20 protein-coding genes are annotated in these 25,548 nt (G+C 67.3%); 7 read left to right on the top strand and 13 right to left on the bottom strand.

The window, feature by feature from the left end:
• Nucleotides 1-9: 9 nt before the first annotated feature.
• From IT361_06285 to IT361_06245, 9 genes are all read right to left on the bottom strand, one after another.
• Nucleotides 10-3,045, bottom strand: coding sequence for a TonB-dependent receptor (locus tag IT361_06285; GenBank protein MCC6317286.1), 3,036 nt, complete (start codon nucleotides 3,043-3,045; stop codon nucleotides 10-12).
• A gap of 82 nt (nucleotides 3,046-3,127) precedes the next feature.
• A complete protein-coding gene (locus IT361_06280; GenBank protein MCC6317285.1) occupies nucleotides 3,128-3,802 on the bottom strand; it encodes a methyltransferase domain-containing protein in 675 nt (224 codons plus the stop codon).
• A complete protein-coding gene (locus IT361_06275) occupies nucleotides 3,802-5,304 on the bottom strand; it encodes a sulfatase (protein MCC6317284.1) in 1,503 nt (500 codons plus the stop codon). The genes IT361_06280 and IT361_06275 overlap by 1 nt, the downstream gene beginning before the upstream one ends.
• Complete coding sequence (locus IT361_06270) at nucleotides 5,301-8,252, bottom strand: PD40 domain-containing protein (protein ID MCC6317283.1); 2,952 nt, start codon at nucleotides 8,250-8,252, stop codon at nucleotides 5,301-5,303. The genes IT361_06275 and IT361_06270 overlap by 4 nt, the downstream gene beginning before the upstream one ends.
• An 11-nt stretch (nucleotides 8,253-8,263) precedes the next feature.
• On the bottom strand, nucleotides 8,264-9,898 hold the full coding sequence (locus IT361_06265; protein MCC6317282.1) for a D-aminoacylase: 1,635 nt from the start codon (nucleotides 9,896-9,898) through the stop codon (nucleotides 8,264-8,266).
• Nucleotides 9,888-10,751: a serine/threonine-protein phosphatase gene (locus IT361_06260; protein MCC6317281.1), complete on the bottom strand. Its 864-nt coding sequence runs from the start codon at nucleotides 10,749-10,751 to the stop codon at nucleotides 9,888-9,890. The genes IT361_06265 and IT361_06260 overlap by 11 nt, the downstream gene beginning before the upstream one ends.
• 51 nt (nucleotides 10,752-10,802) lie before the next feature.
• Nucleotides 10,803-12,227 carry a sodium:solute symporter family protein gene (locus tag IT361_06255; GenBank protein MCC6317280.1) on the bottom strand — a complete coding sequence of 475 codons (1,425 nt, stop codon included), beginning with the start codon at nucleotides 12,225-12,227 and terminating at the stop codon, nucleotides 10,803-10,805.
• Nucleotides 12,224-12,967, bottom strand: coding sequence for a hypothetical protein (locus tag IT361_06250; GenBank protein ID MCC6317279.1), 744 nt, complete (start codon nucleotides 12,965-12,967; stop codon nucleotides 12,224-12,226). The genes IT361_06255 and IT361_06250 overlap by 4 nt, the downstream gene beginning before the upstream one ends.
• The gene (locus tag IT361_06245) at nucleotides 12,955-13,884 is read right to left on the bottom strand and encodes a succinylglutamate desuccinylase/aspartoacylase family protein (GenBank protein ID MCC6317278.1); all 930 of its coding nucleotides are present in this window, start codon (nucleotides 13,882-13,884) and stop codon (nucleotides 12,955-12,957) included. Before IT361_06245 ends, IT361_06250 begins: the two co-directional genes overlap by 13 nt.
• A 328-nt stretch (nucleotides 13,885-14,212) precedes the next feature.
• Between IT361_06245 and IT361_06240 the strand changes: the two genes are divergently transcribed.
• Together IT361_06240 and IT361_06235 are read left to right on the top strand one after the other, a co-directional pair.
• Entirely contained in the window at nucleotides 14,213-14,659 is a 447-nt protein-coding gene (locus IT361_06240; GenBank protein MCC6317277.1) for an MmcQ/YjbR family DNA-binding protein, read from the top strand.
• The gene (locus IT361_06235) at nucleotides 14,656-15,447 is read left to right on the top strand and encodes a DUF3108 domain-containing protein (GenBank protein MCC6317276.1); all 792 of its coding nucleotides are present in this window, start codon (nucleotides 14,656-14,658) and stop codon (nucleotides 15,445-15,447) included. Before IT361_06240 ends, IT361_06235 begins: the two co-directional genes overlap by 4 nt.
• Nucleotides 15,448-15,506: 59 nt before the next feature.
• On the opposite strand, the gene IT361_06230 is transcribed toward IT361_06235, so the two are convergent.
• Nucleotides 15,507-17,903, bottom strand: a complete 2,397-nt coding sequence (locus tag IT361_06230; protein ID MCC6317275.1) for a fused MFS/spermidine synthase — start codon at nucleotides 17,901-17,903, stop codon at nucleotides 15,507-15,509.
• Nucleotides 17,904-18,134: 231 nt separating this feature from the next.
• On the opposite strand from IT361_06230, the gene IT361_06225 reads away from it, so the two are divergent.
• Both IT361_06225 and IT361_06220 read left to right on the top strand, forming a co-directional pair.
• The gene (locus tag IT361_06225) at nucleotides 18,135-19,754 is read left to right on the top strand and encodes a TldD/PmbA family protein (GenBank protein ID MCC6317274.1); all 1,620 of its coding nucleotides are present in this window, start codon (nucleotides 18,135-18,137) and stop codon (nucleotides 19,752-19,754) included.
• Between the two features lie 15 nt (nucleotides 19,755-19,769).
• On the top strand, nucleotides 19,770-21,182 hold the full coding sequence (locus IT361_06220) for a TldD/PmbA family protein (protein MCC6317273.1): 1,413 nt from the start codon (nucleotides 19,770-19,772) through the stop codon (nucleotides 21,180-21,182).
• A gap of 255 nt (nucleotides 21,183-21,437) precedes the next feature.
• Here IT361_06220 and IT361_06215 read toward each other — a convergent pair whose 3' ends face one another.
• Nucleotides 21,438-21,677 (bottom strand): hypothetical protein, encoded by a 240-nt coding sequence (locus tag IT361_06215; GenBank protein ID MCC6317272.1) that lies wholly within the window; start codon nucleotides 21,675-21,677, stop codon nucleotides 21,438-21,440.
• Between the two features lie 366 nt (nucleotides 21,678-22,043).
• Here IT361_06215 and IT361_06210 point away from each other — a divergent pair, with 366 nt between their 5' ends.
• The 3 genes from IT361_06210 to IT361_06200 all read left to right on the top strand — a co-directional run bounded on the left by IT361_06210 (nucleotide 22,044) and on the right by IT361_06200 (nucleotide 23,845).
• Nucleotides 22,044-22,448 (top strand): hypothetical protein, encoded by a 405-nt coding sequence (locus IT361_06210; protein MCC6317271.1) that lies wholly within the window; start codon nucleotides 22,044-22,046, stop codon nucleotides 22,446-22,448.
• A gap of 148 nt (nucleotides 22,449-22,596) precedes the next feature.
• A complete protein-coding gene (locus IT361_06205; GenBank protein ID MCC6317270.1) occupies nucleotides 22,597-22,911 on the top strand; it encodes a hypothetical protein in 315 nt (104 codons plus the stop codon).
• Between the two features lies 1 nt (nucleotide 22,912).
• A complete protein-coding gene (locus tag IT361_06200; protein MCC6317269.1) occupies nucleotides 22,913-23,845 on the top strand; it encodes a hypothetical protein in 933 nt (310 codons plus the stop codon).
• A 4-nt stretch (nucleotides 23,846-23,849) separates the two neighbouring features.
• Here IT361_06200 and IT361_06195 read toward each other — a convergent pair whose 3' ends face one another.
• Together IT361_06195 and IT361_06190 are read right to left on the bottom strand one after the other, a co-directional pair.
• A complete protein-coding gene (locus IT361_06195) occupies nucleotides 23,850-24,641 on the bottom strand; it encodes a glutaminyl-peptide cyclotransferase (protein ID MCC6317268.1) in 792 nt (263 codons plus the stop codon).
• 32 nt (nucleotides 24,642-24,673) lie between these two features.
• On the bottom strand, nucleotides 24,674-25,546 hold the full coding sequence (locus IT361_06190) for a CopD family protein (protein ID MCC6317267.1): 873 nt from the start codon (nucleotides 25,544-25,546) through the stop codon (nucleotides 24,674-24,676).
• Between the last annotated feature and the right edge of the window lie 2 nt (nucleotides 25,547-25,548).

Genomic DNA, 25,548 nt, shown 5'->3' with positions numbered 1-25,548 from the left:
ATCCGCCGGTCAGTAGGTGACGCGTGCGGAGATCGACCACACGCGAGGGATGGGATAGCCACCAAAGTCGAAGCCCCGGTCGGCTGCGGTCGTCTGCACCGAGCCGATGCCGCCGGCGTTGGTGCCGAAGAGGTTGAGTTCGGGATCGTAGCCGCTGTAGTCGGTCCACACCCACAGGTTGCGGCCCGACAGCGTGAACTCGACGCCGTCCCGGAACACGCGCTTCACCGACGGGAGGTCGAGCGTGTAGCTCGCCGACAGTTCGCGCAGCTTCACGAACGTGCCATCTTCGATCCAGTACTCGAAGATGCCCTGCGTGCGCGCATTGTAGCCCGGCGGCAGCTTGCGCGAATCGCCATAGGGCAGCAGCTCGCGCTCGAACTCCTTTGAGTTGGAGGCGATGCCGGCATTCTGCGCGCGCGTCGACAGGTTCATGATGTCGTTGCCGAACACGCCATCGAGGAGCATGCGCACCCGCAGCTTCCGCGCGATCGTGAACTCGTTGAGCAACGAACCCATCCAGGCAGGGTTGGGATCGCCGATGACGCGGTTCAGCGAATCGTTGCAGGTGCCACCCGAAATGGCCCGGCGTTGCGCAGGCGTTGCCCCCATGTCGACCGCCTGGTTGCTGCGCCGATACCGACCCAGGGAGTCGAGGAGCAGCGCGCCCGTGACGCAGTTGCGCGCCGCATACGACCCATAGAACACGCCAGCCGGCTCACCCGTGCGGATGCGGTTGGGGTAGCCGCCCGCCGACTGGAAGTCCTGGATCGCCAGGCGTTCGACGCGGTTGGTGTTCTTCGTGAACGTGAACGTCGAGTTCCACGAAAGGCGCGGCATGTCGACGTTGCTGGTGCGGAGCAGCAGCTCGAACCCCTTGTTCGACATCGAGCCGATAGGGAAGAACTGCCGCGAAAAGCCAGTGCTCGTGGGGAGCGGCCGGAAGAAGAGCAGATCGTCGACGAGGCGATCGTAGTACGTCGCTTCGGCGCCCACTCGTCCGCCAAGCACACCCACTTCGGCGCCAACCTCCCATTCCCGCGCGCGCTCGTTGCGCAGGCTCGGGTTGCCGAACGTGATGTCGTTGGCAAACCCGGGACGCCCGGCGAACGCGGCCGGTGCAAAGCTGATGAACTGCGAATAGGCGTTCACGATGCCGGGCTGGCTGCCCGCCCACCCCAGTGCTCCACGCACGCGCAGGTTGTTGAACATGCCGGGTCGCGCGTCCGTCACCACGTACGACGCCGAGAATTTCGGGAAGACCTGCCAGCGCTCGTCCGGGGCGAACGTGCTCGACGCATCGTAGCGCACCGCACCGTTGAGGAAGAGCCGATCACCGATGGACACTTCCTGCTGACCGTAGAAGCCCAGCGTGCGCAGCTGCACGTCGCTCTGCGCGGCGTTGAAGACCGATCCCGCGCTGATGAGCTCTCCCACCGGGCCGAGACCGTTGGCGATCGCATTCGTGGTCCGGATCTGCTGCGCGGTGTAGTTGAATCCGGCGGTGGTGCGGAGTTCGAGTCCGGCGAGCGTGGGCCACGTGTAGGTCCCCACGCCGTCCTGGTTGACCACGCGGTTGTTCTGGAAGATCGACTGCGACCGCCCGGTGGCGTCGGGAGCGGTGCCGAGTACGGCGCCGCGCGGGACGAACTGGCGCTGCTCGGCGCCGATGTTGTCGATGCCGATGGTGTAGTCGAACAGCAGACGCGTGGCCGGCGTCCACGTGAGCTTGGTGGACCCGATGAACCGCTCGATCACCTGCGGGTTGCGGATGCGATCGATGGCGAGCAGCGGATTGGTGCCGAGCGACGGCGGGAGCGGGTAGATGCCGTTGACAGGACGGAAGTCCACTTGCGTGGGGGCAAAGAAGAGCGAGCCCATGATGCCGTAGCTGTTGTTCTCGCCAAAGGCCTGCAGCTGGTTCTTTGTCGTGACGTAGTTCGCGGTCACGTTGCCGATGAGCCGCGACGAGAGCTGCTGCTGCAGGTTCACCCGCGCACCCGTCCGCTGCGAGGACGTCGACCGGAGGATGCCGTCCTCGTCGGACCGATTGCCGCTCACGAAGTAGCGAGTCTGATCGTTGCCACCCTCGACGGTCAGGTTCAGCTCGTGCTGCGCGGCGCGATGGAAGATGTCGTCCTGGTAGTTGAACCTCGCGATCGGGCGGCCGGCCTGGTCGAACGGGTACAGGTTGAAAGGCTGCTGCTCACGCAGCTCGGCCGACCCGTATCGCGACGTGAAGTTGAAGCGCGGACGTCCGATCGTGCCGCGCTTGGTGAAGATCTGCACCACCCCGTTGTTGGCGCGCGAACCGTAAAGCGCCGCGGCAGCCGCGCCACGGATCACTTCGATTCGCTCGATGTCGGTAGGGTTGAGGTCGGCCAGGCGGTTCTGCGGATTCGATCGACCGCCGAGATCCGCCATCTGCGCTGAGCCGTTGTCGATGATGATGCCGTCGACGATGTAGAGCGGATCGGAACCGGAAATGAACGAGTTCACGCCACGCAGGCGCACCGAAATGCCTCCGCCGCCCGGGCTGCCGGAATTCTGCGTGATCTGCGCACCGGGCAGTTTGCCCTGCAGTGCCTGGTCCACCGTTACCGCTTGCGCACGACCGATGATGGTGGAGTCGACCGCCGCCACGCTCGTCCCGAGCTTGCGCCGTTCGGTGGGCGTGCCGGACCCGGTGACGACGACCTCCGAGAGGTTGACCGCGCTCACGTGGAGCGCAAAGTCCGCTGTTGCGGTTCCGCCGGCCGCCAGCGTGATGTCGAGCGAAGCGGGACTGAAGCCGAGGCGTCGCGCCGAGATGCTGCGCGCGCCGACCGGAACCTGCGCGAGCGCATACTCGCCGTTGGCATTGGTCATCGCACCGACGCGTGTGCCGGCCACGGTGACTTGCGCGTCGGCAATCCCGCGACCGCTCGCGGCGTCGGTCACGCGTCCGCGTACCGACCCGGTGGCGCCCTGGGCAGCACCAAGTGTGGGAACGATTGCCGCGATGGCCAGCACCGCGGCACGCCATCGAACAGGCCTGAAGGTCATCCGAACGTCTCCGATGTGCGCCTCGGCGCAAGCCGCCGGCGCGGTGGAACAGCGTCGCAAATGTTATCGACCGCCGGTGGCCCTAGCCAGCCAGCGCCGTCAGGATGAGCGAAGCCGGCTTCGCCGTCGCGGGATGCAAAGGCTCGCGCAGGCGTACGAACGGAAGGCCGCATGCGTCGAGCAGCGCGAGCCAGCTCCCGATCGTCCGGAAGTACCACGGCGCCGGATCGGTGAACACGCTGGAGAATCCCGCCCACGATCCGTCGCGCCAGCCGTCCGCATAGGGCAGGTCGCCGCACGCGACCATGGGATGCAGGGTCTGGATGACGAGCGCGCCGCCCGAATGGAGCAGCGCGGGTACGCGATGCAGGAGTCGCGTCACCGCCTCGTGCCCGATCAGTGAGAAGTTGGCGACGACCACGTCAGCTGTCGTCGACCACCGTCCGGAGGCGATCGCCTCATACGTGACGACTTCAAAGATGCCACCACCGGCCTGACGCGCCTGTTCGACGAGAGCGGGGACGGCGTCGACGCCCGTGCCCGCGACGCCGCGCGCACGGAGTGCACGCACCAACCAACCCTCGCCACATCCGAGGTCGAGCACGGTGGCTGGACGGAGCGCCAGCACCGCGTCGACGATCGCGGCATCGGTCACGAGTCGCCGGCTCTCGATCTGCTCCTCGCGAACGGCCTGCGTCCATGCGTCGGCGTTCACGTGCCACGAGTCGATGACTTTGGCGTCGCTGCGCGGGTCGATCACCGGCGCGCCTCGGGGTACGGCACGTGGTCCACGGCCGGCACGCGATACTCCGAGCGCAACTGACCAAGCTTACGCTTCAACGCGTAGATCGTGTGCCGGTACTCGGGCACCGCGTAGACGTTCTTCATCTCGAACGGATCGCGCTCGAGGTCGAACAGTTCCCATTCGTCGATCTCGTAGTAGTGAATGAGCTTGAAGCGATTGGTGCGCACCCCATAGTGGCGCCGCACCATGTGCTCGGCGGGATACTCGTAGTACTGGTAGTACAGCGCGTCACGCCAGTTGACGGGACGGCGTCCCCGGAGCAGAGGCACCAGGCTTCTCCCCTGCATCGCCTTTGGCACGCGCACCCCGGCGACTTCGAGCAGCGTTTCCGCGTAGTCGAGGTTCTGCACGAGATCCGCGTTCACGGAACCCGGACGCACGACACCGGGCCACCGGATCATGAGCGGCGTGCGCATCGACTCCTCGTACATGAAGCGCTTGTCGAACCATCCGTGCTCGCCAAGAAAGAACCCCTGGTCGGAGGAGTACACGACGATGGTGTTGTTCGCGAGCCCGCTCTCATCGAGCCAGGCGAGCACGCGGCCCACGTTGTCGTCGACGGACTGCACGGTGCGGAGGTAGTCGCCGAGGTAGCGCTGGAACTTCCAGCGCACGAGGGCGGAATCGGTGAGGGCCGAGTCGCGGAAGACCTGGTTGAGCGGCAGGTAGGTGCGATTCCAGCGATCGAGCTGCGATGACGTGAGTTCCGCGGGCGGCGTGAACTTGAGGTCGCGATCCGTGAGGTGGCGCGCGATGGTCATCTCCTGTTCGCGCGCGGGTCGGGCGCGTGTGGCGTAGTCGTCGAAGAGTGAATACGCCTCGGGGAAATAGCGATCGCGTTCCTGGTCGAGATGCGCCGGGCCGGGATCCCACGGCCGGTGCGGCGCCTTGTGCTGCAGCATGAGGAGAAACGGCTTGCGCTGATCGCGCTGCGCGAGCCAGGCCAGGGCGCGGTCGGTGATGACGTCGGTCGTATAGCCCTCGAACCGGGTCGTGTCCCTGGACCGGAAGAACACCGGGTTGTAGTAGGTGCCCTGGCCGCGAAGGATCTCGTAGTGATCGAACCCTTCGGGCCGTGTCGTGAGGTGCCACTTGCCGACGAGGGCCGTCTGGTACCCACTCGCCCGCAGGAGTCGCGGGAACGTGAGCGTGGTGGGATGCAGCGAGTCGTTGTTGGTCGGCACGCCGTTCAGATGTCCGAACTGTCCGGTGAGCACCGTCGCACGACTGGGGCCGCAGATGGCGTTGGTGACGAACGCACTCTTGAAGAGCATGCCCTCGCGCGCGATGCGGTCGAGGTTGGGCGTTTGGTTCCACCGTGACCCGTAGGCGCCGATCGATGCGGTGGCGTGGTCGTCGCTGAAGATGAACACGATGTTTGGCCGCGTCCGGGGCTGAGCGCCCACGCTGGTGGCGAACAGCACTGCGGCGAGCAGGGACGGTACAGTCTTCATGGCTTCACGAGATCATCGACGGAAAACACGCGACCGTTGGCGATGGTATACCGCACGCGCGTCGTCGCCGAGATGTCCTCTAATGGGTTGCCGTTCACGATGGCGAGGTCGGCGAGTCTACCTGCTTCGATGGTTCCTGCGTCCAGCCCGAGCAGCGCGGCGCCGTTGACCGTCGCGGTCTTCAGCGCCTCGAACGGCGTCATGCCGGCCAGGACGTACGTGAACAGCTCGCCGTGCAGCGTCGCCGCGTTCGGTGTGTCGGTGCCGGCCACGATGCGCGTTCCGGCCCGCATGAGCCCCATCACCATGCGCCCGCCGGCGTTGGCGTCCACGGCGCCCGGTGGCGCCCCGCCTGCCCCGCCGGCCGCGAGCTGCGCCTGCAGCCACTCCGGGTACAGGCGAAAGCGCGAGTCGTGCCGCAGCGTGGTGTCGCGTTCCAGGAGGCGTCGCAGACCGCCGCCGCTGAGGGCGAGCGTCGGCGTGAGTGGCACTCCCGATGCGGCGAAGAGCTGAGCCACGTCGGCGTACGAACGTTGCAGCGTCGCGGCCTTGGGTGAGTACCCGCGACGACTCGTGCCGGTCGTGTGCTCGGTCGCGTCGATGCCGGACAGGGTCGAGGGGAATACCTCGTGTGACGAGACGGGCACGCCCATCCGGTGCGCAAACTCGATGATGCGCTTCTGCTGCAGGTCGGGCATCCGGACGTAGCTCTTGAGCATGTCGAATTCGAGCACCTTCGCACGCGCAAGCTCCAGATCGAGGTGCGCATGGCTCGACACGGCCACCGCCATCTTGTAGTAGACGCGGTTCCATTCCATGAGGTAGCCGGTCACAAAGAGCCGAGGACCAGGCCGCACACCGGCATCCACGGCTTCGCGGTCTTCCACGGCTTCATAGGGCGTGCTCCCGGGGCTTCGCACCGTGGTGACGCCAAAGGCGAGGTAAGCCCGGTACGACGCTTCGCCGAGGTCCTTCTGCAGATGCGTGTGGTACTCGATGAGTCCCGGCATGACCGTGAGCCCGGAGGCATCGACGACGCGCACACCGGCCGGATGCGTTGCATGCGGCACCACGCGCTCGATCCGGTTGCCGCGGATCAGCACGTCGACGTCGGTGCGTACGCGGTCGCTGCGGCCATCGATCAGCCGGCCCGCATGCACCAGGACCTGGCCGGTCGGGATCGACGGCGCATAGCTCAACGCGACGGGCACGTCCCGCACCGCGCCGGTCTCCACGTCGAGCAGGCGCAGGCGCTCGTTGGACTGATACAGGATCGATCGCGAATCACCGGTCCATGATGGCGCGTGCGCAATCTCGTTGGTCAGGCGACGCGGCGGTCCCACGGGACGACCGCTGGCGTCCACCGGGACCACGGCGAGCACCCCTTCATAGATGAGTGCGACGCGGCGCCCATCGGGCGACCACGCCGGTCCCGCACCCACACGCGAGTCGATGGAGAGGTGCTCCACCGGCGTGTACACGGTCGGTTGCCCACCATCGACCGGAATGGAGAGCAGCTGATTGGTGCCCTCGCGAAAGCGCGTCGAATACGCCACGAGTGCGGCGACCAGCACGCGACGGCCGTCCGGTGACCAGGTGGGCGCGCCGGGCCCGAAGAGCGAGGGGTGGATCTGCGTCACGGTGCCTGTCGCAACGTCCACCACGGACACGTTGGCCCGGCGCCAGATCCCGTCGACGTCGAGGAAGGCGATGCGCGTGCCGTCCGGCGACCACGCCGCACCCATCGCCGAGGTGCCCTCCCGGGTGAGCTGTCGCGACGTCCCGGTCTGCGTGTCGTACACCCACAGGTCGAGCAGCGTCCCACGGCCGCGATCGGACGACCAGGCGAGATACCGACCGTCGGGTGACCACGCGGGTTCGGTGTCCAGCCATGGGTCGTCGGTGAGTTTGCGCGGCGCGCCGCCCACGGGCATGAGGTACAGGTTGCCTAACGCGGCAAAGGCCACCTGGCGCCCGTCGGGCGAGACGACAGGAGCCACCACACCGAGCGCGCGGCGGGGCACCCGGGATTGCGTGTCCCGCCGGCGCGGCGTGAGCGCCGCCCTCCTGACCTGCAGCGTGGCCGAGAAGTCGATCGTCGCCGACACACCGCTGGCAATCGAGCGTCGCCGGATGTGGCCATCCGCGACGTACACGATCTCGCCGGGCGACAGCCAGCCCGCGCGGAACGCGAACACGTTTTCGTCCGCGGTGATCGGCTTGCCGTTGTGCTCGAATCGGCTCGCGCCCTGCGCGGTGTTGTGAACGACGATCTCGCCGCCGGGGCCCCACGACGGGGCGTCGTATCGCCCGCTCGTCGTCGTGAGCCTCCGCTCGGCGCCCGTCGACACCTGCACGGCATAGACCGCTGGCGCTCCTTGCCGCGTGCTCACGAACGCGATCTCGTCAGCCTCGGGCGAAAAGGTGGGCATGTAGTCCTCGCCGGGGTCACGCGTCACCTGACGCAGGGCGCCGGTGGCCACCGTGAGCAGCCAGATGTCGTAGGAACCGCCGCGGTCCGAGGCAAACGCGACGAAACGGCCGTCGGCGGACCAGGTGGGTTCACGATCGTCGAAGGGTCCCGACGTGAGCTGCCTGAGGTGCGTCCCGTCCGCGTCGACGGCCCAGATGTCATAGCCACCGTCGCGATATCCCTGAAAGGCGATCACGCGGCCATCCGGCGACCACGTGGGCTGCCTCGCATCGTTGTACTCGTCGGTGACGCGCTGCGCGCGCCCACCGCTGCTCGGCATGACCCAAATGCTCCCCTGCAGGTCGATGGCGAGCTGGCGCCCGTCGCGCGATGCGGCCACCGACATCGACGTGCCCTCCGTGACCGTGACATCGATGACCGCTGGCGCCTGCCCCGGCGCCGGCGCGGCAGGCGTGAGGGCGAGGGCGGCGAGGAGCGCGCCTGAGGCGGCGGGACGTGGAAGATGCAGGAGCATCTGGCTGGGAGTCAGGACGAAGCGGACAGTGGACGACCGGCGTGCGCACCGATGCGCTCACCATCTCGCAGGGCCACCTGGCCGTTCACGACGACGAGGGATATGCCCACCGGATACTGGAACGGCTGCTCATAGGTCGCCGTGTCGGCGACGCGACCCGGATCGAACACCACGAGGTCGGCTGCGTGTCCCACCGCCAGTCGACCGCGGTCGGAGAGCCGGACCCGCGACGCGGGAAACGCTGTCATCTTGTGGATCGCCTGCTCGAGCGTGAGCGCCTTGCGCTCGCGGACGTAGCGCCCAAGGACGCGGGGGAACGAACCACCACCGCGCGGATGCGGACTCCCGCGTCGTGTCGGCCCCTCGATCGCATACGCTCCACCGTCGCTGCACACCATGCCGGCCGGATGCGCGAGAATGCGATCGAGGTTCTCCTCGCTCATCGCAAAGCCCACCATGCCCACGCTCGCACGATTGCGCCTGAGCATCGCGACCGCGGTGGCATACGGATCGGCGCCAAGCGATGCGGCATACGCCCCCAGGCGCTTGCCCTCGGCCGCGCGATCCTCGACGGCGCGCGCCGAAGCGACCATCACATGATCCCAGCCACCGATGAGGTCGACCTTTGCGAGCGCCTCGGCGCGAATGCGATCGCGCACCGATGGATCGTCGAGGCGCGCGAGGAACGCGTTAGTTCCCCCGTCGCGACTCCAAACCGGGAAGATGTTCGTGAGGCCCGTCTGGTAGGCGATGTAGGGGTAACGATCGAACGCCACGTCGAGCCCGGTGGACCGCGCGCGTTCGATACGCGCAAACGCATCGCCGAGCCGCGACCAGTTCCGCGGCCCCTGCGTCTTGAGGTGCGACACCTGGAGCCCGCACCCCGCGCCCACCGCGACCGCGATCGACTCATCGATCGAGTCCAGCAGCTGATCGTCTTCGTTGCGCATGTGCGTCGCGTAGACCAGCCGCCGGGCCGCGAGCGGACGACAGAGCGCGATCAGTTCCTCGCGGCCCGCGAACGCGCCGGGCGTGTACTCGAGGCCCGACGACGCGCCGCACGCTCCCTGCTCCACGGCGCTAGTCACCATCCGCACCATGCGCTGCAGCTCGGTTGGTGAGGCCGGTCGATCGACGTCACCGACGACGGCGCCGCGCACCGATCCCAGCCCGATCATCGTGGCAACGTTCACCGCCACCCTGGAGCGTTCGAGCCGCTCGCGCCAGGGGCGCAGCTGGCCAGGATCCTCGCCACGCGACGACCCGTCCTGCCCCACGATGATCGTGGTGATGCCCTGTCGGATCACCGACTCCGCGCGCGGGTCGTCGTCGAGCGAGCCATCACCGTGGGAATGGATGTCGATGAAGCCCGGCGCGACCGCGCGACCCCGAGCATCGATCTCGTCGCGGCCGCGGCCGGGAAGGCCTGGGCCAATCGCGGCCATGCGACCGTCACGCGTCGCGACGTCGAGTTCGCGACCAGCGCTCGCGGTGCCGTCAAACACCGTCCCGCCGCGTACCACGAGGTCGTACGTGGGCGCCTGCACCGGCATGCGCCGGGCGATCGCCACGTTGGCGAGTGCCACCGTCCCTGCGGCGACGAACGACCGCCGCGTGGGGTCCGACACGTGGGGCTCACGCGCCATGCCGCAGCGTCCGACCCACGAGAATCGTGATGTTGTCCGTGCCGCCGGCGCCTAACGCCTCGGCGAGCAGCTGCTCGCACGCCTGGCGGGCCGACGTCATCGTCGAGAGCACCTCGGCAATGCGCTCGTCGCTCACGTGTTTCGTGAGCCCGTCGCTGCACAGCAGATGCACGCATCCCCAGGAGTTCTCCACGGCCGTCACTTCGGGCCGCGACGTCGGCCCGCCGATCGCGCTCGACAGCGTGTTCGCCAGTCGGCCGAGCCGGTCGCCGCGACGCAATACACCGGCATCGATCAGGTCCTGCGCGATCGTCTGATCCCGCGACACCTGGGTGAGCCGCCGGTCCCGCCACAGGTAGTAGCGACTGTCGCCCACCTGCAGCAGGTACAGGCGCGGCCACACGCCGAGCAGGAGGCTGAGCGTCGTCGCCCGCGTGCGCCCCTCGGACGCACGTTGCAACGCCTCGTGCACGCGCGTGGCCGCCTCCTCGAGCGTCTCCCGGAACGCCTCGTCGTCGGATGCATCGGCCGTGTAGTAGCAGTGCGCGCTCTGCGTGACGTACTCGGACACGGCGCGCAATGCGAAGCGACTCGCTTCCTCGCCGCCAACCCCACCACCCACGCCATCCGCCACCATCGCAATGAAGGCCAGTCGGTCCGTCTTCACGCCCGCCAGCTCATCGGCCGGCAGGCTCGTGCTGTGCACGTCGAGGTGCTTGCGCAGCGAGCAGATCAGGAAGTGATCCTGGTTGTCGTCGCGCACTTTGCCCACGTGGGTGAGCCCGTGGATATCGATCTCGTCGTCGCGCGGCTTGCGGGTTTCGGTGGGTGGCGCAGCAGGCGAGGTCTGCATCGGTACCTCCGGTGTGCGACCATCATGCCAGCCAGAGGCTACCGCCGCAACTCACCCCGACGGAAAGAAGACGCGGAGCCGGTCCGCGGCGACGGGACGGGTGAGGGCGCTGACCCCAATGAATGCGACCGCGCTCACCAACACGCCTGCCTCGGCCGGATCGAACCCGAAGAAGTACGGGCGACCCACGACGCTGGCCAGGAGACAGGTGCTCAGCCCACCGATCATGGATGCCAACGCGCCGGCCCGCGTCCCACCGCGCCAATGCAGGCCCAGCACCACCGGCACGAACAGGAACGACACCGTGAGTTTGGCCGCATAGATGACGATGAAGTTCACGAGGTCGAACGGTCGCCAGGCGAGCACGACTGGAATCGCGCTGAAGACCACCACCGCGAGCCGCCCCACGAATACCCGGGTCCTGTCGTCGGCATCTGGCCGCAGCAGCTTGCCGTAGAGGTCGTGGGACACCGCGGACGCCGCGGTCAGCAGAATCGCGCCCCCGGTTCGCGTCAGTGTCACGACCGCGGCGAGGAGAACCAACATGCCTATCCAGCCCGGAAGCAGCGACATCCCGAGGATGGGCGTGCCCAGGTCCGGGTTGGGTAGCTGGGGTACGGCGACGCGGGTCGCGAGGCCAAAGAGCAGGATGCCGACGCCGATGCACCCCTGAAACACGAACGACCATCCAATCGCCAGTCGCGCCGCTCGACGGCTCTGCATCGCGTAGATCGCGGAGATCTCATACGGAGCCGCGGCAATGCCGAGTCCGATGGCGAACGAGATCGCGAACAGTTGGCGCCAACCGAACCAGTTGCCGGTGAGTCGCGGATCGAGCGCGTGGAGCGCATTCCCGATGCTCTCGGCGCCGCCCACGTGCTGCCACAGGAACGGCACCGCGAGCGCGTACGCGCCGAGGAGCAGCGCCGCCTTGAGCAACCCGACGTGGGCGTTGCCGTACATGCCGCCCAGCACCGTATAGACGGTGGTGATTCCCGCCACGAGGAGGAGCGCCTGTCCATAGGGCAGCCCGCCCACGAGCTGAAAGAGCAGGCCGCCTGCCTGATACTGCGCAGACAGCATCACCGTGTAGGCGATGAGGATGAAGACGGCCGCGACGGCTCGGGCGGCCGGGCTGTCGTAGCGCGCGGCAAAGTAGTCAGGGAGCGTGAGGCCCTTGATGTTTCGGATCTTTGGGGCCACGAACACCGCTGCGACGAGCCAGCCCAGCCAGACGAGTGGCCACGTCCACGCGTAGCTGATGCCCGAGAAGTAGTGGAATCCCACCATGCCGATCGTGGCGCCCGCGCTCACCTGGTTCGCCATGAGCGTCGCACCTCCGAGGATCGGACCGAGGCTCCGGCCCGCGACAAGGAACCCCTCGGAGGAACTGGCGCGGCGAAAGCTCCAGAGCCCGATGCCGCACACGAGGACGATGTACGCCGTGACCGCGGCGAAGAACGTGGTGGCGCTCATGCGGTCTCCGGCTCGTTGTCGCCGCGTCGCTTGCGCGTGGCCCACCAGAAGTAGAGCGGTATCCAGAGCGCGAGCGTTCCGATGAACGCTGACAATCGCGTCACAAACCCGCCGTTGCTGCCCTCCATGCGGATGGCGTCGTCACAGGGCGTCTGGTCCTCGCGCAATGCGCCGCGCACGACGATGGTGGCCGGCACGGCGATCAGGGCCGCGGACCAACGGCCGTCCGGCTCTCGTACGAACCGCGGGAACTCGGGCGCATTGGACGGCTCGCCCTCGATGCGGACCGACAGCCGCACCTTGGGAGTGACCGGCGCGTTCCGTGCGTCGAGCGGCCGGTCAGGCAGGACCATCGGCAGCGCCAGACGCGCCGCGGGACCGTGGTCGACCCGATAGGTGAACGCATACGTCAACGACCCCTCGGCGTCGGCCACCTCGGACGTATCGTGCCACACGACCCAGGGACGCGTGGTGTCGCTCGTGAGTCCGGCAACGAGGCCGTTGCGCGTGGCTCGCAGGTCACGGATCGACGTGCAGGAGTTGGTGAGATGGACCAGGTCGAGGGCACGCACCGGCCGCGCGAACCAGTAGCGGGCGCTCACGAGGGACTGCGAAGGGCGCACGTCCACGTCGATGGCCACCGAGTCGGCCGGCAGTGACTCGCGTTGAGCTGGCAGTGTGCGTGGCGCGGTGAGAACCACCGCGACCCACAGGCAGATGCAGGCCTTCAGTCGAGCCACGTCGCCGAGTCGCCGTTGCCGATCATGAAGCCATAGTCACCGGGGTGGATGCGCGTCGCATAGTTGCGCGTGAGCACGACCACATTGCGCTGCCAGGGCGCGACCATCGTCTCCAGCACGTCGAACGTGTAGGGCGACACGATGTCGGCGAGCACGTGGCCCGCCTCCAGCCACTCGCCCGGCACGAGCCGCCCGCGCGGCACGCACACCCCGCCCTGCTGCGGTCGCATCACCTTCATCTCAGTGAGCAGCAGCTGGCGCGGGCGATGTTCCACGTCGCCGGCCATGACCCCGAGATGTCGCAGCATGTTGCGCAGGCCGCGCAATCCATTGGCGATGTGGCCGGCCTGATCGCGATAGCCACCGCCGATCTCGATCACCGTGGTGGGGATGCCGCGCGCGATGGCGTGCGAGGCGCTCGTGCCCGGATACCACGACGACGGTCGGTACAGCACGGCCGGAAGGAAGGCACGCGAGAGTTCGAGGTCGTTGCCGACGTAGCAGTAGTCGACCCACGGAAACGTGCCGCCGGCGTGGATGTCGATCAGCACGTCGATCGTGTCGAGGAAACCGGTGGTGATCACATGCGCGAGCTGCTCGGAGAGCCATCCGTCCGGAGCCCCGGGAAAGAGCCGGTTCATGTCCAGCGTGTCAGTCGGCGTGTTGCGCGCGATCGCCTCCATGCCGAGCGGGTTGGCGACCGGGAGCAGGCGGAGCGAGCCGCGCAGCAAACCTTCATCCATCGCGCGCAGGAACTCGCGGATGATGAGCCAGCCATCGAGTTCGTCGCCGTGGATCATCGCCGAGATCCCGACGCGCGGTCCGGGCCGGCCGCTGGTCACGTCATGGATCGTGAGACCAAGCTCGAAACCGCTGGCGAGCGTGGAGACGGGGAGGCGGGTGGTGGAATGGGCCACGAATTCCTGCAGGGACGGGGGGCGGGCCAAGCTGGCACCACGGACGGCGCGAGGCAATCGACGATCGTCGGTCCTCGTGCGGACGAGCGCGTGAACGGGCCTGCTCAGCGGCGTGACTCTGCTGCGGGTACTTTCTCCCGGAGGCTGCGGCCCGACCTGGCACATCGAGGATTCGCCGATGTCGATGCGCCGCCACTCGTCCCCGGAGCGCTGGGAGTCGGGATGCCGATTGCTTGAGTACTCCCCCGCGGGAAAGTCGAGTCACGCGCAGCGCGCGGTCAGCGGCGCTCGTGAGTTTCCCTGATGGACGACCGCAACCCCGCGGCCAATGCCCATTCCTCGACCGCTGGCGCGACTTCGCAAGCTGGCCCTCGCGCTCCCCGAAGCTCATGAGGTCGAAGCATGGGGCGAGCCGACGTTCCGCGTGCGCAACAAACTGTTTGCCATGTACGCGCATTCCGGCAATCACCACGGCGGCGGCCGGCATTCGGCATGGATCAAGTGCACGGCCACCAACCAGCAGTTGCTGATCGCGTCAGACGCGGCGCGGTTCTTTGTAGCACCCCATGTGGGGCCGTCGGGCTGGATCGGTGTCCATCTGGAGGAGTCCCCCGACTGGGACGTGGTCGCCGACCTGTTGCGTGACGGATACGCATCGATCGCTCCCGTCCGCCTCAGGGCGCAGTTGCGGGAACCGTGCCGGACCGCACCGGGTAGGGGACGGACGCCGGGCCAGCTCCGGTATATTCCTCGTCTTCACGACCTCCCTCTGTGACTCGTCTCCGTTCTTTCCTCGCGATCGCCGCGAGCGCGCTCGTCGTTGCGCCTGTGCTCGCCGCCCAAGGGACCCGTTACAGCGTGCCGTTTGGCGTCGGCGAGTCCATGAGCTACGACGTGAAGTTCGGTCCGCTGACGGTTGGGAGCGGCCGCATGTTCGTAGCGGGCATCGACACGATTCGTGGCACGCCAGCGTGGCACCTCCGACTCGAGCTCCGGGCCGGCATCCCGGGGTTTCGGGTGCAGAACACGCTCGAGAGCTGGGTCGACGTCGAGACGTTTCACGCCCTGCGCTATCGGTTGGAGACCCAACAGGGCGGCAAGGAAGAGCGCCGCGTTGCCGAGATTTTTCCCGATCGCAAGGTGTATCGCGAGACGGACTGGCGACCGTCGAAGAACGGGGGAGGGCTGCAGGAGATCGACCGCGGGGAACATCCATCGGTCGCCCAGCCACTCGACCAGGCGTCGTTTCTCTTCTTCGCCCGCACGGTGCCGCTCGAGCTGGGCAAGACATACGCATTCGACCGATACTACAAGCCGACGAGCAACCCCGTGACGCTCGCCGTGCTGCGCAAGGAGAAGGTGAGAGTGCCGGCCGGCGAGTTCCATTCCATCGTTGTACGCCCGACGTTCAAGTCGCTCGGGATCTTCGGGCAGAATGGTCGCGCCGAAGTATGGTTCACCGACGATGATCGCCACATGATGGTGCGCATGGAGACACATGTCGCCTTTGGCAGCATCACGCTGTTGCTGAAGGAGTTCCAGGGGTCGGGCGTCCCGGAGTAAAAGCGCCCGGCGAGCGACGCCTCGCAGGTGTCGTCGAGCGGCGCGCCCCACCTCGTGCGTTACTGGCCCTTGAGAACACTCACGATGTCGGAGTAGTCGTCGGTCCAGGGACGGAGCGTCGTGTCCGCCTGCAGGATGCGCCAACCGTGATCGGCGACGAGCGGGGCGAGGATCGCGGACTCGCGTGACAGCGCGATCCAGCGCGACGCATAGAACAGCCGCAGCTTTTCCTCGCTCGTGGGATCGTAGTCCCGTTCTGCGGCGGCGAGGCCCGCATCACGAGCCAGACGCGCGACCACCGGCTCGAGATCGAGGTACCGATTGCTGATGTGGAAGAGGATCGTGCCGTTCGGCTTGAGCTTCCTCAGGTAGAGCTGCAGCGCTTCCCGCGTCATCAGGTGTACGGGGATCGCGTCACTGCTGAATGCGTCGAGCGCGATGAGGTCGTACGAGGAGTCCGCGGCTTCCCTCAGGCGGAGCCGCGCGTCCCCCAGCCGGACGCGGTGCGTCGGTCCACAGAGGCTCATGTAGGTGAAGAGCCGCCCGCTGGTCGCCATCCGCGCAATGACGGGATCGATTTCGTAGTACGTCCACATCTCGAACGGCCGTGAGTAGCACGCCGTCGTTCCGGTCCCGAGACCGACCAGGGCGACGTTGCGCAGCGTCATGGTGTCGGTGAGGACCGAGAAGGCATCACCCAGGGGCCCGCGCCGCGCGTAGTAGGTCAGCGGCTCACGACGCGTGTCGGCACGCAGGCTCTGCGCGCCGTGCGTCGTCGTGCCGTGCTGCAGCACCAGCGCGTTGTCCCAGCGATGCACCCGATAGACGCCAAAGAAACTCCGCTCCTGGTACACGGCATCCTGGGTGCGGCCGCGCCCGTCAACGGCAACAAAGAGTGCGGCGGCACCGAGCGCGAGCCGGAGCGGTCGGCGGTGGAACGTCGCGAGGACGAGTGCGGCGATCGTGAACAGCGTCCACATGGCCACGGTCCCGGTACGGCCGGCTGGCACCTGGATCTGGAAGGACGCGAGCAGCGCGAGATAGAGGCCGACCGGCAGGGCCAGATCGAGCAGCATCGCGCGCAGCCCCGTATCCTGTCGCGTCGCCACGGGTCTGAGGCCGAGCGCGACGATGAGAGCAAACGGGTATTCCAGCACCCGATCGTACATGAGCGGCGCAAGGACGACGTTGAACACTCCACCCAACAACCCACCGACCGACATCCACAGGTAGAACTCGGTGAGGTGGTCGGCGCGCGGTCGCGAGTCGGCCAGCTCGCGATGACAGACCATCGCGGTGGCGAAGAATCCGATGAGGTGCAGCGCCAGGTGCGCGAGCCGGAGCCGCGTGGGTGTCATGCCGATGATCACCAGCAGCGCGAGCGCCACGAGCAGCTGAAACACCAGCATGAACCTGCGGCCGAGCAACGGGCGCTCGGCGAACACGAGCACGAAGGTGAGGAGGTAGAGCGCGAGCGGTACGACCCAGAGCAGCGGGACGGCGGCGACGTCGGTGCTGAGGAACGTGGTGACGCCGATCAGTAGCGACGATGGCGCGAAGGAAAGCAGCACCCAGCGCAGTCGCCACGCCTTGGTCGGGATGATCGATGGCGCGGTGGTGGGGACATCGAAGTCGTCACGATCGGGGAGCGCACTGACCGAGGCTGGTGCCTGTGGAGAAGTGGGGACGGCGCCTGGGGTCGGGGATTCCTGTGAGGCCATGGAGGCCATGGGGGGCCCCCCCGAGCTCAATCTTTCACCGCGTCCCGGGTTTCGCGGCACCATCACATCCCCGCTCGTGTCTTTTTCCCGCAGCGTCCGGAGCGTCAGCCAGAGCGTGAGCCCCACCAACGCCACGAGGCCGTAGTACCCGTATGCCCAATACATCCGCTGCTGTCCCAGCCGCAGCACCGGCTCGATCAGCGTCGGATACGCGATCAGCGCGGCAAAGCTCCCCAGGTTGCTCGCGACGTACAGCACATACGGATTGCCCGCCGCCGGATGTGACGTGGCCGCGAGCCATCGCTGGAACATCGGAGCGCCTGCCGAGAGCAGCACGAACGGAAGCCCGAGCGTGATCGTGAGGAGCACGAGCAGCCACACCACCGGCGCCGCCATCCCCGGCGGCGGCTCGATGCCTGACGGCACGCCGAGCGGGAGGAACACCAGCGCCAGCAGCATGAGGGCCAGGTGCAGCATGCCCTGCGCGCGCGGCGTCAGACGCTTGCTCGTGGCGTGTGCATACAGGTAGCCCACCAGCAACGCGGCCTGAAAGAACATGAGGCACGTGTTCCATACCGCCGGCGTGCCACCAAGCAGCGGCAGGACCAGCTTGGTGAACATCGGCTGCACGACGAACAGCAGCGTCGCGTTGCTGAAGATGAGGACGGCAAAGAGCCCGAGCACGAGATTGGCTCGGGCCGGCGTCCAGGCGCTTGGTGTGCTGGGGATGCGCATTGGCCGAGGGAATGTGTCGCCCTCACCTCGCCATCGGCAGACGTGGCCGTCGATCCGTCCATCGCTCCGCGCGCGCGCCACCTGTCGATCCGCCCATCCTCCATCCGTCCCCCTGATCTGTCACTCCGCGGCCCTTTCGAACGTACGCCCCCCAACGGATGCATCCACCCGAGGTCGACCCGCCAGATTCCGGGGCCGCTCCGGACGTCCACTCCACTACCAACGTGACCCATGTCATCTCGTCGCGACTTTCTGAAACAGGGAACCGCCGCCGCCGGCGCCGTGGCGATCGGGGGCGCACTCTCCCGGGCGCAGGCGGCCACGCCACTGGCGACCGCCCCGCCAGATGCCATGGACGCTTCGGTCAAGGAGCTGCTCCTCGAAGCACTCGGCGCCGCCACCTTGGCCGGTGCGTCGTTCGCTGACGCGCGCATCGGGCGCTACCAGCAGAACTTCGTGTTCACACGCGAAAAGCAGATCCTCAACGTCGTCGATACGGATTCGATCGGCGTTGGCGTGCGTGCCCTCGTCGACGGCACGTGGGGTTTTGCTGCCTCACGCGACCTGACCAAGGCTGGCGTTGCCGCCGCGGCCCGCGAAGCCGCGGCGATCGCCAGGGCCAACCGCGTGGCCCGTGACCGTTCCGTGGAGCTGGCTGCGGCACCGGCGCACCCCAACGCCACCTGGAAGAGTGCCTTTACCATCGATCCATTCACCATTCCGATCGAGGAAAAGGCCGACCTGCTGATTCGCGCGAACACCGAGGGCATGAAGGCGCCGAACGTGAAGTACGTGTTCAGCGGCCTCTTCTTTCGTCGGATGGAGCGCAATTACGCCAACACCGACGGCTCGGTGATTGCGCAGACCGTCGTGCAAAGCGCGCTGCAGCAGCAGTTCACGGCGGTTTCGTCGGACTTTACCGACTTCCAGAACCGCGGCAACACGCTGCCGCCCGTTGGGCGAGGGTATGAGTGGGTGCAGCAGGCAAATCTCGTCGAGAACTCGCGCAAGTGGGGCGAAGAGGCGAGCGAAAAGCTCAAGGCAAAGCCGGTGGACGTGGGCCGCTATGACCTCGTGCTGCATCCTTCGCACCTGTGGCTCACCATTCACGAGGCCATCGCACACCCCACGGAGCTCGATCGCGCGATGGGATACGAGGCCAACTACGCCGGCACGTCCTTCGTTGCGCCGCCCGAGAAACACCTTGGCACGTTCAGGTACGGCCCGGATTTCATGAACATCCAGGGCGATCGTTCGCAGCCCGGGGCGCTCTCCACCATCGGGTACGACGACGACGGCGTGCAGCCCGATGACTTCCTCATCATCAAGGGCGGAGTCGTCAACGACTACCAGACCACACGCGAGCAGGCGCCGTGGCTCAGGTGGTGGTACGACAAGAACGGCAGGCCCACCCGATCGCACGGCTGTTCATACGCCGACAACTGGTCGAGCGTGCAGTTCCAGCGCATGCCCAACGTGTCGCTGCTTCCCGGCGAGCGCGACCTGTCGTTCGAGGACCTTATCGCGCAGACCGATCGTGGCATCGCGATCGTCGGCGACGGCTCGTTTTCCATCGACCAGCAGCGCTACAACGCGCAGTTTGGCGGCCAGCTCTTCCACGAGATCCGCGGCGGCAAGATCGTCGGGATGCTCAAGGACGTGGCCTACCAGATCCGTACACCCGAGTTCTGGAACTCCATGGACATGATCGGCGGACGCAGGAGTTACGAGGTCTGGGGCTCGTTCTTCGACGGCAAGGGGCAGCCGGGTCAGGTCAACGCGGTGAGCCACGGCTCCGTGCCGGCGCGCTTCCGCCAGGTCAACGTCATCAACACGGGCCGCAAGGCGTAACGGAGCCATCATCCCATGCGACACGACATCATCGACGTCCTCTCCGGCCCCCGCCGTCTGCTCGAACGCGACGGGAGCTCGGCGCCGTCCGCGGCCATCCTCTCGCGCGATGAATGCGAGGCGCTCGTCGCGCAAGTGAAGGGAATGTCCAGGGCCGAAGCCTTCGACGTGCAGATGTTCGGAGGTTATGCGGCCAACGTCCGCTTTGCCGACAATCAGATGTCTACCGCGGGCGGCATTGGCGACATGACCCTGGGAATCCAGAGCCATTTCGGGCCCAAACACGCCGTGGTGACCACCAACGAGCTGACCGAGGCTTCGATCCGTGCCGCGGTCGAGAAGTCGGAAAAGCTCGCACGGCTCGCACCGGACGACCCGGAAGCCATGCCACAGCTCGGCCCGCAGAAGTTCCAGCCCGTCGAGGCGTACTTCGACTCCGTGGCGAACATGAGCGCCGAGGAACGGGCGAAGGTGGCGCTGACCGCGCTCGAGCCGGCACGCCGGGCCGGCGATCTCACCGCTGCCGGGTTCCTCATCACCAACGTGGGCTTCAACGCCTACGGCAACAGCGCGGGCAACTTTGCGTACCACCGCTCGACGAGCGCCAACTACACGGTCACCGTGCGCACGAAGGATGGCACCGGATCCGGCTGGGCGGGCGCCGAGCACAACGACGCCCAGCAGGTGGACTTTGCGGCCGTGAGCCAGCGCGCCATCGACAAGGCGCGGCTGTCACGCGGACCGGTGGCCATCGAGCCCGGGCGCTACACCGTGATCCTCGAGCCGCAGGCCGTGGGCGATCTGTGCCAGCTCATCGGGTTTTACGCCGACGCGCGCGCGACCGACGAAGGGCGATCGCCGTTCGTCAAACAGGGCGGCGGCACGAAGATCGGCGAGAAGATCGTGGATGAGCGCGTGAACATCTATGCGGATCCGTTCGACCCCATGGTGCGCGCGCAGCCATGGGATGGCGACGGGCTGCCGCTTGGCCGGCAGGAGTTCGTGAAGAACGGCAAGCTGGCGACGCTCTACTACTCGCGCTTCTGGGCCAGGCAGAAGGGCGTCGCACCGACTGGCGCGCCGACGTCGTTCTGCATGACGGGTGGTGACCAATCCGTCGAGCAGATGATCGCGGGCACACCACGCGGCGTGCTCGTGACGCGCCTGTGGTACCTGCGTGAGGTGGATCCGCGGACGATCCTCTACACCGGCCTCACGCGCGACGGCACCTTCCTGATCGAGAACGGCAGGATCACGAAGTCACTCAAGAACTTCCGCTTCAACGACTCGCCGCTCTTCATGCTCAACAACCTCGAGGCGATGGGTCGGCCGCAGCGCCTCGCCGGCACCGAGGCGGGGGGGGCGGTGATCGTGCCGCCCATCAAGGTGCGGGACTTCAACTTCACGAGCCTGTCGGACGCCGTTTGAGGCTGCCGGTGGCACGAATCAGGCCCGCCGGATTTGCGTCCGGCGGGCCTTGTCGTGCAAGGGACGATCGACGTCCATTCGCACCAGGCGTTGAATTGGGGCCGCTCGAATAGTCCGCGAATGCAGTCGCGGGGCGGCCAGCGCTGAACCTGCCCGAAAGGCGAACGGTCCTTCCTCGCCGTCAGACCCCTGAGGCCTTGACGACGTGAATCAAACCGCTGCGTGCAGCCGTCCGCGCCGTGCAGCTCGAGTGCGTCAACCAGCCAGAGCCAGCGAGTCGAGCCACCCCAGCAGCAGACGATCCACCTCCGCCTCGCTCTGGCCCGCGACCTGTTCCATGACCGCGAAGCGCTTGCCGGACTTCATGAAGTACCACGTCGGAGGCGTAGCGGGGAGCGACTTGCGGGGGTTGGCGGCCTGACCCTCGTACGAGACGAAGTGGCACTCGACCCCGCGGTGCACCAGGAAGCGTTGCTCGGTCTTGTAAGCAGCCAATCGAGGGCTCCTTCCGTTTGGGTGGGCCCGGAGCGCCGAGCACGATGACGGAACGCGCGAAATCTATGGAGTCTGGACGCCAACGGGAGTTAGGCCCGCTGCGGCGGCGGGGTCAGGCGGCCGGGCGCCGCACCCAGGGCTTCGTTGAGATGGCCCGGTGCAGCTCGGTTCGTCCCTGCCCACCGGGTACCGGCCTCAGGAGCGACAGCCCGTCATCGGTCAAGTGTTCCTGCGGGAGCCGCGTTGGGTCGTGGGGTCTCAACCGGACCCACGACCAGCGGCGCGACTGCGTGGCGCGGCGAGAGTCCCAACGGCACATTCGCTCGGTCGAGTTCCCGGCAGACCCACTCCCTCCCGAAAACAGCCGTGTTCGAGATGCTTCGTCGCCTGTTTGCGCGACGTGTTGAACCCGAGGATCCGTGGGCGGAGGAACGTGCCCGGTTCAAGGCGACCTTCCCCCAGGCCGTCGACCTGCCCGACCTCACCGATGAGCCCGCACCAGACCGCAGCAGCGACCCCGTCGGCTGGCTCCACTGGAACATTCACGCGGCTCGGCGCGCGCTCTCGGGGACCATGACCGGCGAAGCGAAACAGATCCTTTTTGACCTGAAGGCGTCCCTCGCCGAGCTTCCGCCCGAGATCCTGCGTTCGCTCCCGACCGACGTTGGCGCCAGGGTCGAGCAGGCCTGGTTGCTCATCTGGACGATCCGATATGACGAATCCATGGACGTTCTGGATCAGCTCGCGTACGACGCAGAGCACCTCCGGTAGGAGCGACGGCTACCGGAGCCAATCCGCGCATCGCTGTCGCAACTTTCCGATGGGCGAGGGGTGACATTTCCGCAGTTCGTGGCGCCATTGCCTGTTCGCCATGCTCCGTGCCTCTTTCCCTACCCAATCGCTTCCGATGTCTGCTCTGATGCCCCTCCTGCCTGCCCTTGTGCTGGCCACGACCACGACGCTCGCCGGCGAGATCTTCGGCGACGTCCGCATCGGCGAGAAGTACGTCGCCAAGGCGCCCATCCAGATGGCGTGCGGTGCGGACACCGTGCGCGCCGTGACCGATGACGCGGGATCCTTTCGCCTGGCCTCGAAGGGCAGCGGCAAGTGCGTCGTGACTCTGACCTACGAGGGCAAGGCGGCCTCCGTGGACGTCGTCGTGTTCGAGAAGCCGGCGCGCTACCGCCTGATCCTCGAACGCAAGGACGGCGGTTACGTCCTCAAGCGGGTCTGACGTGAGCGGCAACGGCGGAAAGGAGCCCGAGGTCGCGGTCCGCACGCGCGATCACAAGGACTTCTGGGACATTCTGCAGATCGTGCTCTCGCCGCTTGGTGGCCTTCTCACGGCCATCGCCGTCGCCAGCCTGGGCTACATGGGCTCGCGCACCATCGAGCGCCAGCAGTCCAACGAGGCCAAGCTGCGGCTCTATTCGGAGCTGATGACGCGGCGTGAAGAGTCGGAAGCCACGCTGCGCAAGGAGATGTTCCAGTCCATCATCGGTTCCTTCTTCGACGCGAAGTCGGCCACGCTGGAGACCAGGCTCCTCAAGATGGAGCTCCTCGCGCAGAACTTTCACGAAGCGCTGAACCTCGTGCCGCTGTTCGAGCACATCCAGCGCGAGATCGCCGGCTCCGGCCTGTCGCGCGACGTCCAGCGCGGATACGAAGAGCGCCTCAGCGAACTCGCCCGCGAAGTCACGCGCAAGCAGATGATCGTGCTCGAGGCAGGCGGCAAGCGCTTCGACTGGACGGTCGTGTTCAGCGACAGCCTCACGAGCGGCTCACGGACCGAACAGCTCGAGGACGTCGAACTCACACTCGACGGCATCCGCCGGCGCTTCCGTGTTTCGCTCACCGGTGCAGACCTGGAACGGCGCGAGCTCAAGGTTGGCCTCGAGATCGAGACCCCGACGCAGGGCGCGCTCGCGGCCTCCGCGGCGAGCCGCAACGTCGTCGAGTTCCCGCTCGGCTTCTTCAGCACGCCGATGATCGACAACACGCGACTCTCCAGCGACCAGCGCGTGGCCATCGTGCTCACCGACATGAACGACTTCGGTGCCTCGCTCAGCCTGGTCTACTTTCCGGGGTCGCGCGCTTCGCTGCGCGAGAAGCCGTACTATGAGGAAATTCTCCGCAAGCTCGCCGATACCAGCAACGTCGTGCCGTGAACCCCTACCTCTGCGCTGCGGGCTTGAGACGGATGTGCCAGAGCCACGGCCACATCTTTCCGGTCACCAGCAGCGTGCCGGGCTGCGGGCCGCGGGCAATGCCGTTCATCACGTCGTCTCCGGGCCGGCGCTGGTCCCGGGGGTAGAGGTCGGCCAGGTCGATCAGTGCGCGCACGACACCGGTCGCGGGATCGATCCGCGCCACCCAGTCGGATTCGTAGACGTTGGCGAGCACCTCACCATCCACGAACTCCAGCTCGTTGAGCTTTGACAGCGGCGACCCGTCGCGCGTGACGTGCACGACGCGCTCGACCTGCCTCGTCATCGGCGACAGGACGCGCAACGAATCCGACCCGTCGCTCATGATGAGCGACCGCCCGTCTGTCGTCAGGCCCCACCCCTCGCCCGCAACCGCAAACGAATCCACGACAGCCAACGTCGCAGCGTCGAGCACGTACCCCACGCGCGATTCCCACGTGAGGAGCCAGAGCCTGCCGTCGAGCAGCGCGAGACCTTCTCCAAAGCGATCGTCGCCGAGCCGAGCGGTACGGCGCGCCGAGCCCGTGCGCAGGTCCACCCGGCGAACCTGCGAGTATCCGTAGCGACCGGTGCTTTCGTAGAGCGCACCGTTCTCGAAGACGAGCCCCTGGGTGTAGGCCGCGGTGTCGTGCGGGTAGCGCGCGATGACCTCGAACGGCGGCGGGACCGTCTCGCCTCTCAACCGGTCGCAGGCGTGCGCGCCAAGCAGGGCAGCCAGAACCGGTGTCGTCCGCAGGAGCCCGGAGCGCAGGTGCATGGGCAGTAATCTGGCGCGACGGTTGGCGTTGGCTACTCGCCCGGCAGGGGCGTGGCGACCAGCACGGCCGTGGCGGCAAACACCGCGGCAGCGAGCGCCAGTTCCACGCGGGCCGATGCCGCGAGCCGTTGCACGCCGTCCGGTCGCAGGAGCCCGGGAGTGAGCCGCCGCCAGTTGATGGCTCCGACTACGGCCACCGCGGCGACGAGCGACAGCTTGAGCAGCACCATGCGGCCATAGCTCGATCCCCAGAGCGCCGGCAGCGTGCCCACGTGCAGCCATGAGGCAAAGACGCCGGTCGCGCCTAACGTGGCCGCGCTCGTCAGGGCCCAGGGCGAAAAGGCCCGGATCACCACTCCCGCCGACGCTGGCGTGCTGCCGGGCAGCCGGTCGACGACGATGACGAAGAGCGTACCGATCCAGAGCCCCGCAGCGACCAGGTGCACGACGTCGGCCGCCGTCGCGTACCCGCTCAGCCGCGGCGCCCCGAAGGCGTGTCCCTGAAAGGCCGGCGCCGCTACAACAACGCCGGTCACGAGCCACGCCACGAAGGCACGCGACGACGTGGCAATCAGCCCCGGACGAAGGGCGAGCGTGATCGCGCCAGCGGCCTGGCCGGCCCACGCCCATCCCCAGGGTGTTCCCAACAGGACGGGGACCATCGCCCATGCACCCGAAGGCTCCGCGGCAAAGGCCAGGGCCTGCTGCGCCATGCGACCAGCGAGCGTCGCGATGATCGCCAGCGCCGCGGTCCGAACCAGCGCTGCCACCCGCTGGGTGGGGTGGGGTCCCTCACGCGGCAGCAGGAAGCGGCTCGCGGTGACGCCGCAGACGATCGACGCCGCCACGAACGCGATCCAGCGCAGGACGGCGGCCACACTCGCCGCCGTAACTGCCTCGACCATCG

The organism is Gemmatimonadaceae bacterium, assembly GCA_020846935.1.
In the GTDB taxonomy this organism is placed as follows: Bacteria; Gemmatimonadota; Gemmatimonadetes; order Gemmatimonadales; family Gemmatimonadaceae; genus RBC101.
This window is presented reverse-complemented; position numbering and strand designations above follow the sequence as displayed.

Bases quoted from the DNA above. Each gene is read 5' to 3' on its own strand.
- IT361_06285 (MCC6317286.1), bottom strand. From the start codon at position 3,045: ATGACCTTCAGGCCTGTTCGATGGCGTGCCGCGGTGCTGGCCATCGCG.
- IT361_06275 (MCC6317284.1), bottom strand. From the start codon at position 5,304: ATGAAGACTGTACCGTCCCTGCTCGCCGCAGTGCTGTTCGCCACCAGC.
- IT361_06270 (MCC6317283.1), bottom strand. From the start codon at position 8,252: ATGCTCCTGCATCTTCCACGTCCCGCCGCCTCAGGCGCGCTCCTCGCC.
- IT361_06265 (MCC6317282.1), bottom strand. From the start codon at position 9,898: ATGGCGCGTGAGCCCCACGTGTCGGACCCCACGCGGCGGTCGTTCGTC.
- IT361_06260 (MCC6317281.1), bottom strand. From the start codon at position 10,751: ATGCAGACCTCGCCTGCTGCGCCACCCACCGAAACCCGCAAGCCGCGC.
- IT361_06255 (MCC6317280.1), bottom strand. From the start codon at position 12,227: ATGAGCGCCACCACGTTCTTCGCCGCGGTCACGGCGTACATCGTCCTC.
- IT361_06240 (MCC6317277.1), top strand. From the start codon at position 14,213: ATGCCCATTCCTCGACCGCTGGCGCGACTTCGCAAGCTGGCCCTCGCG.
- IT361_06230 (MCC6317275.1), bottom strand. From the start codon at position 17,903: ATGCGCATCCCCAGCACACCAAGCGCCTGGACGCCGGCCCGAGCCAAT.
- IT361_06225 (MCC6317274.1), top strand. From the start codon at position 18,135: ATGTCATCTCGTCGCGACTTTCTGAAACAGGGAACCGCCGCCGCCGGC.
- IT361_06220 (MCC6317273.1), top strand. From the start codon at position 19,770: ATGCGACACGACATCATCGACGTCCTCTCCGGCCCCCGCCGTCTGCTC.
- IT361_06205 (MCC6317270.1), top strand. From the start codon at position 22,597: ATGCCCCTCCTGCCTGCCCTTGTGCTGGCCACGACCACGACGCTCGCC.
- IT361_06195 (MCC6317268.1), bottom strand. From the start codon at position 24,641: ATGCACCTGCGCTCCGGGCTCCTGCGGACGACACCGGTTCTGGCTGCC.
- IT361_06190 (MCC6317267.1), bottom strand. From the start codon at position 25,546: ATGGTCGAGGCAGTTACGGCGGCGAGTGTGGCCGCCGTCCTGCGCTGG.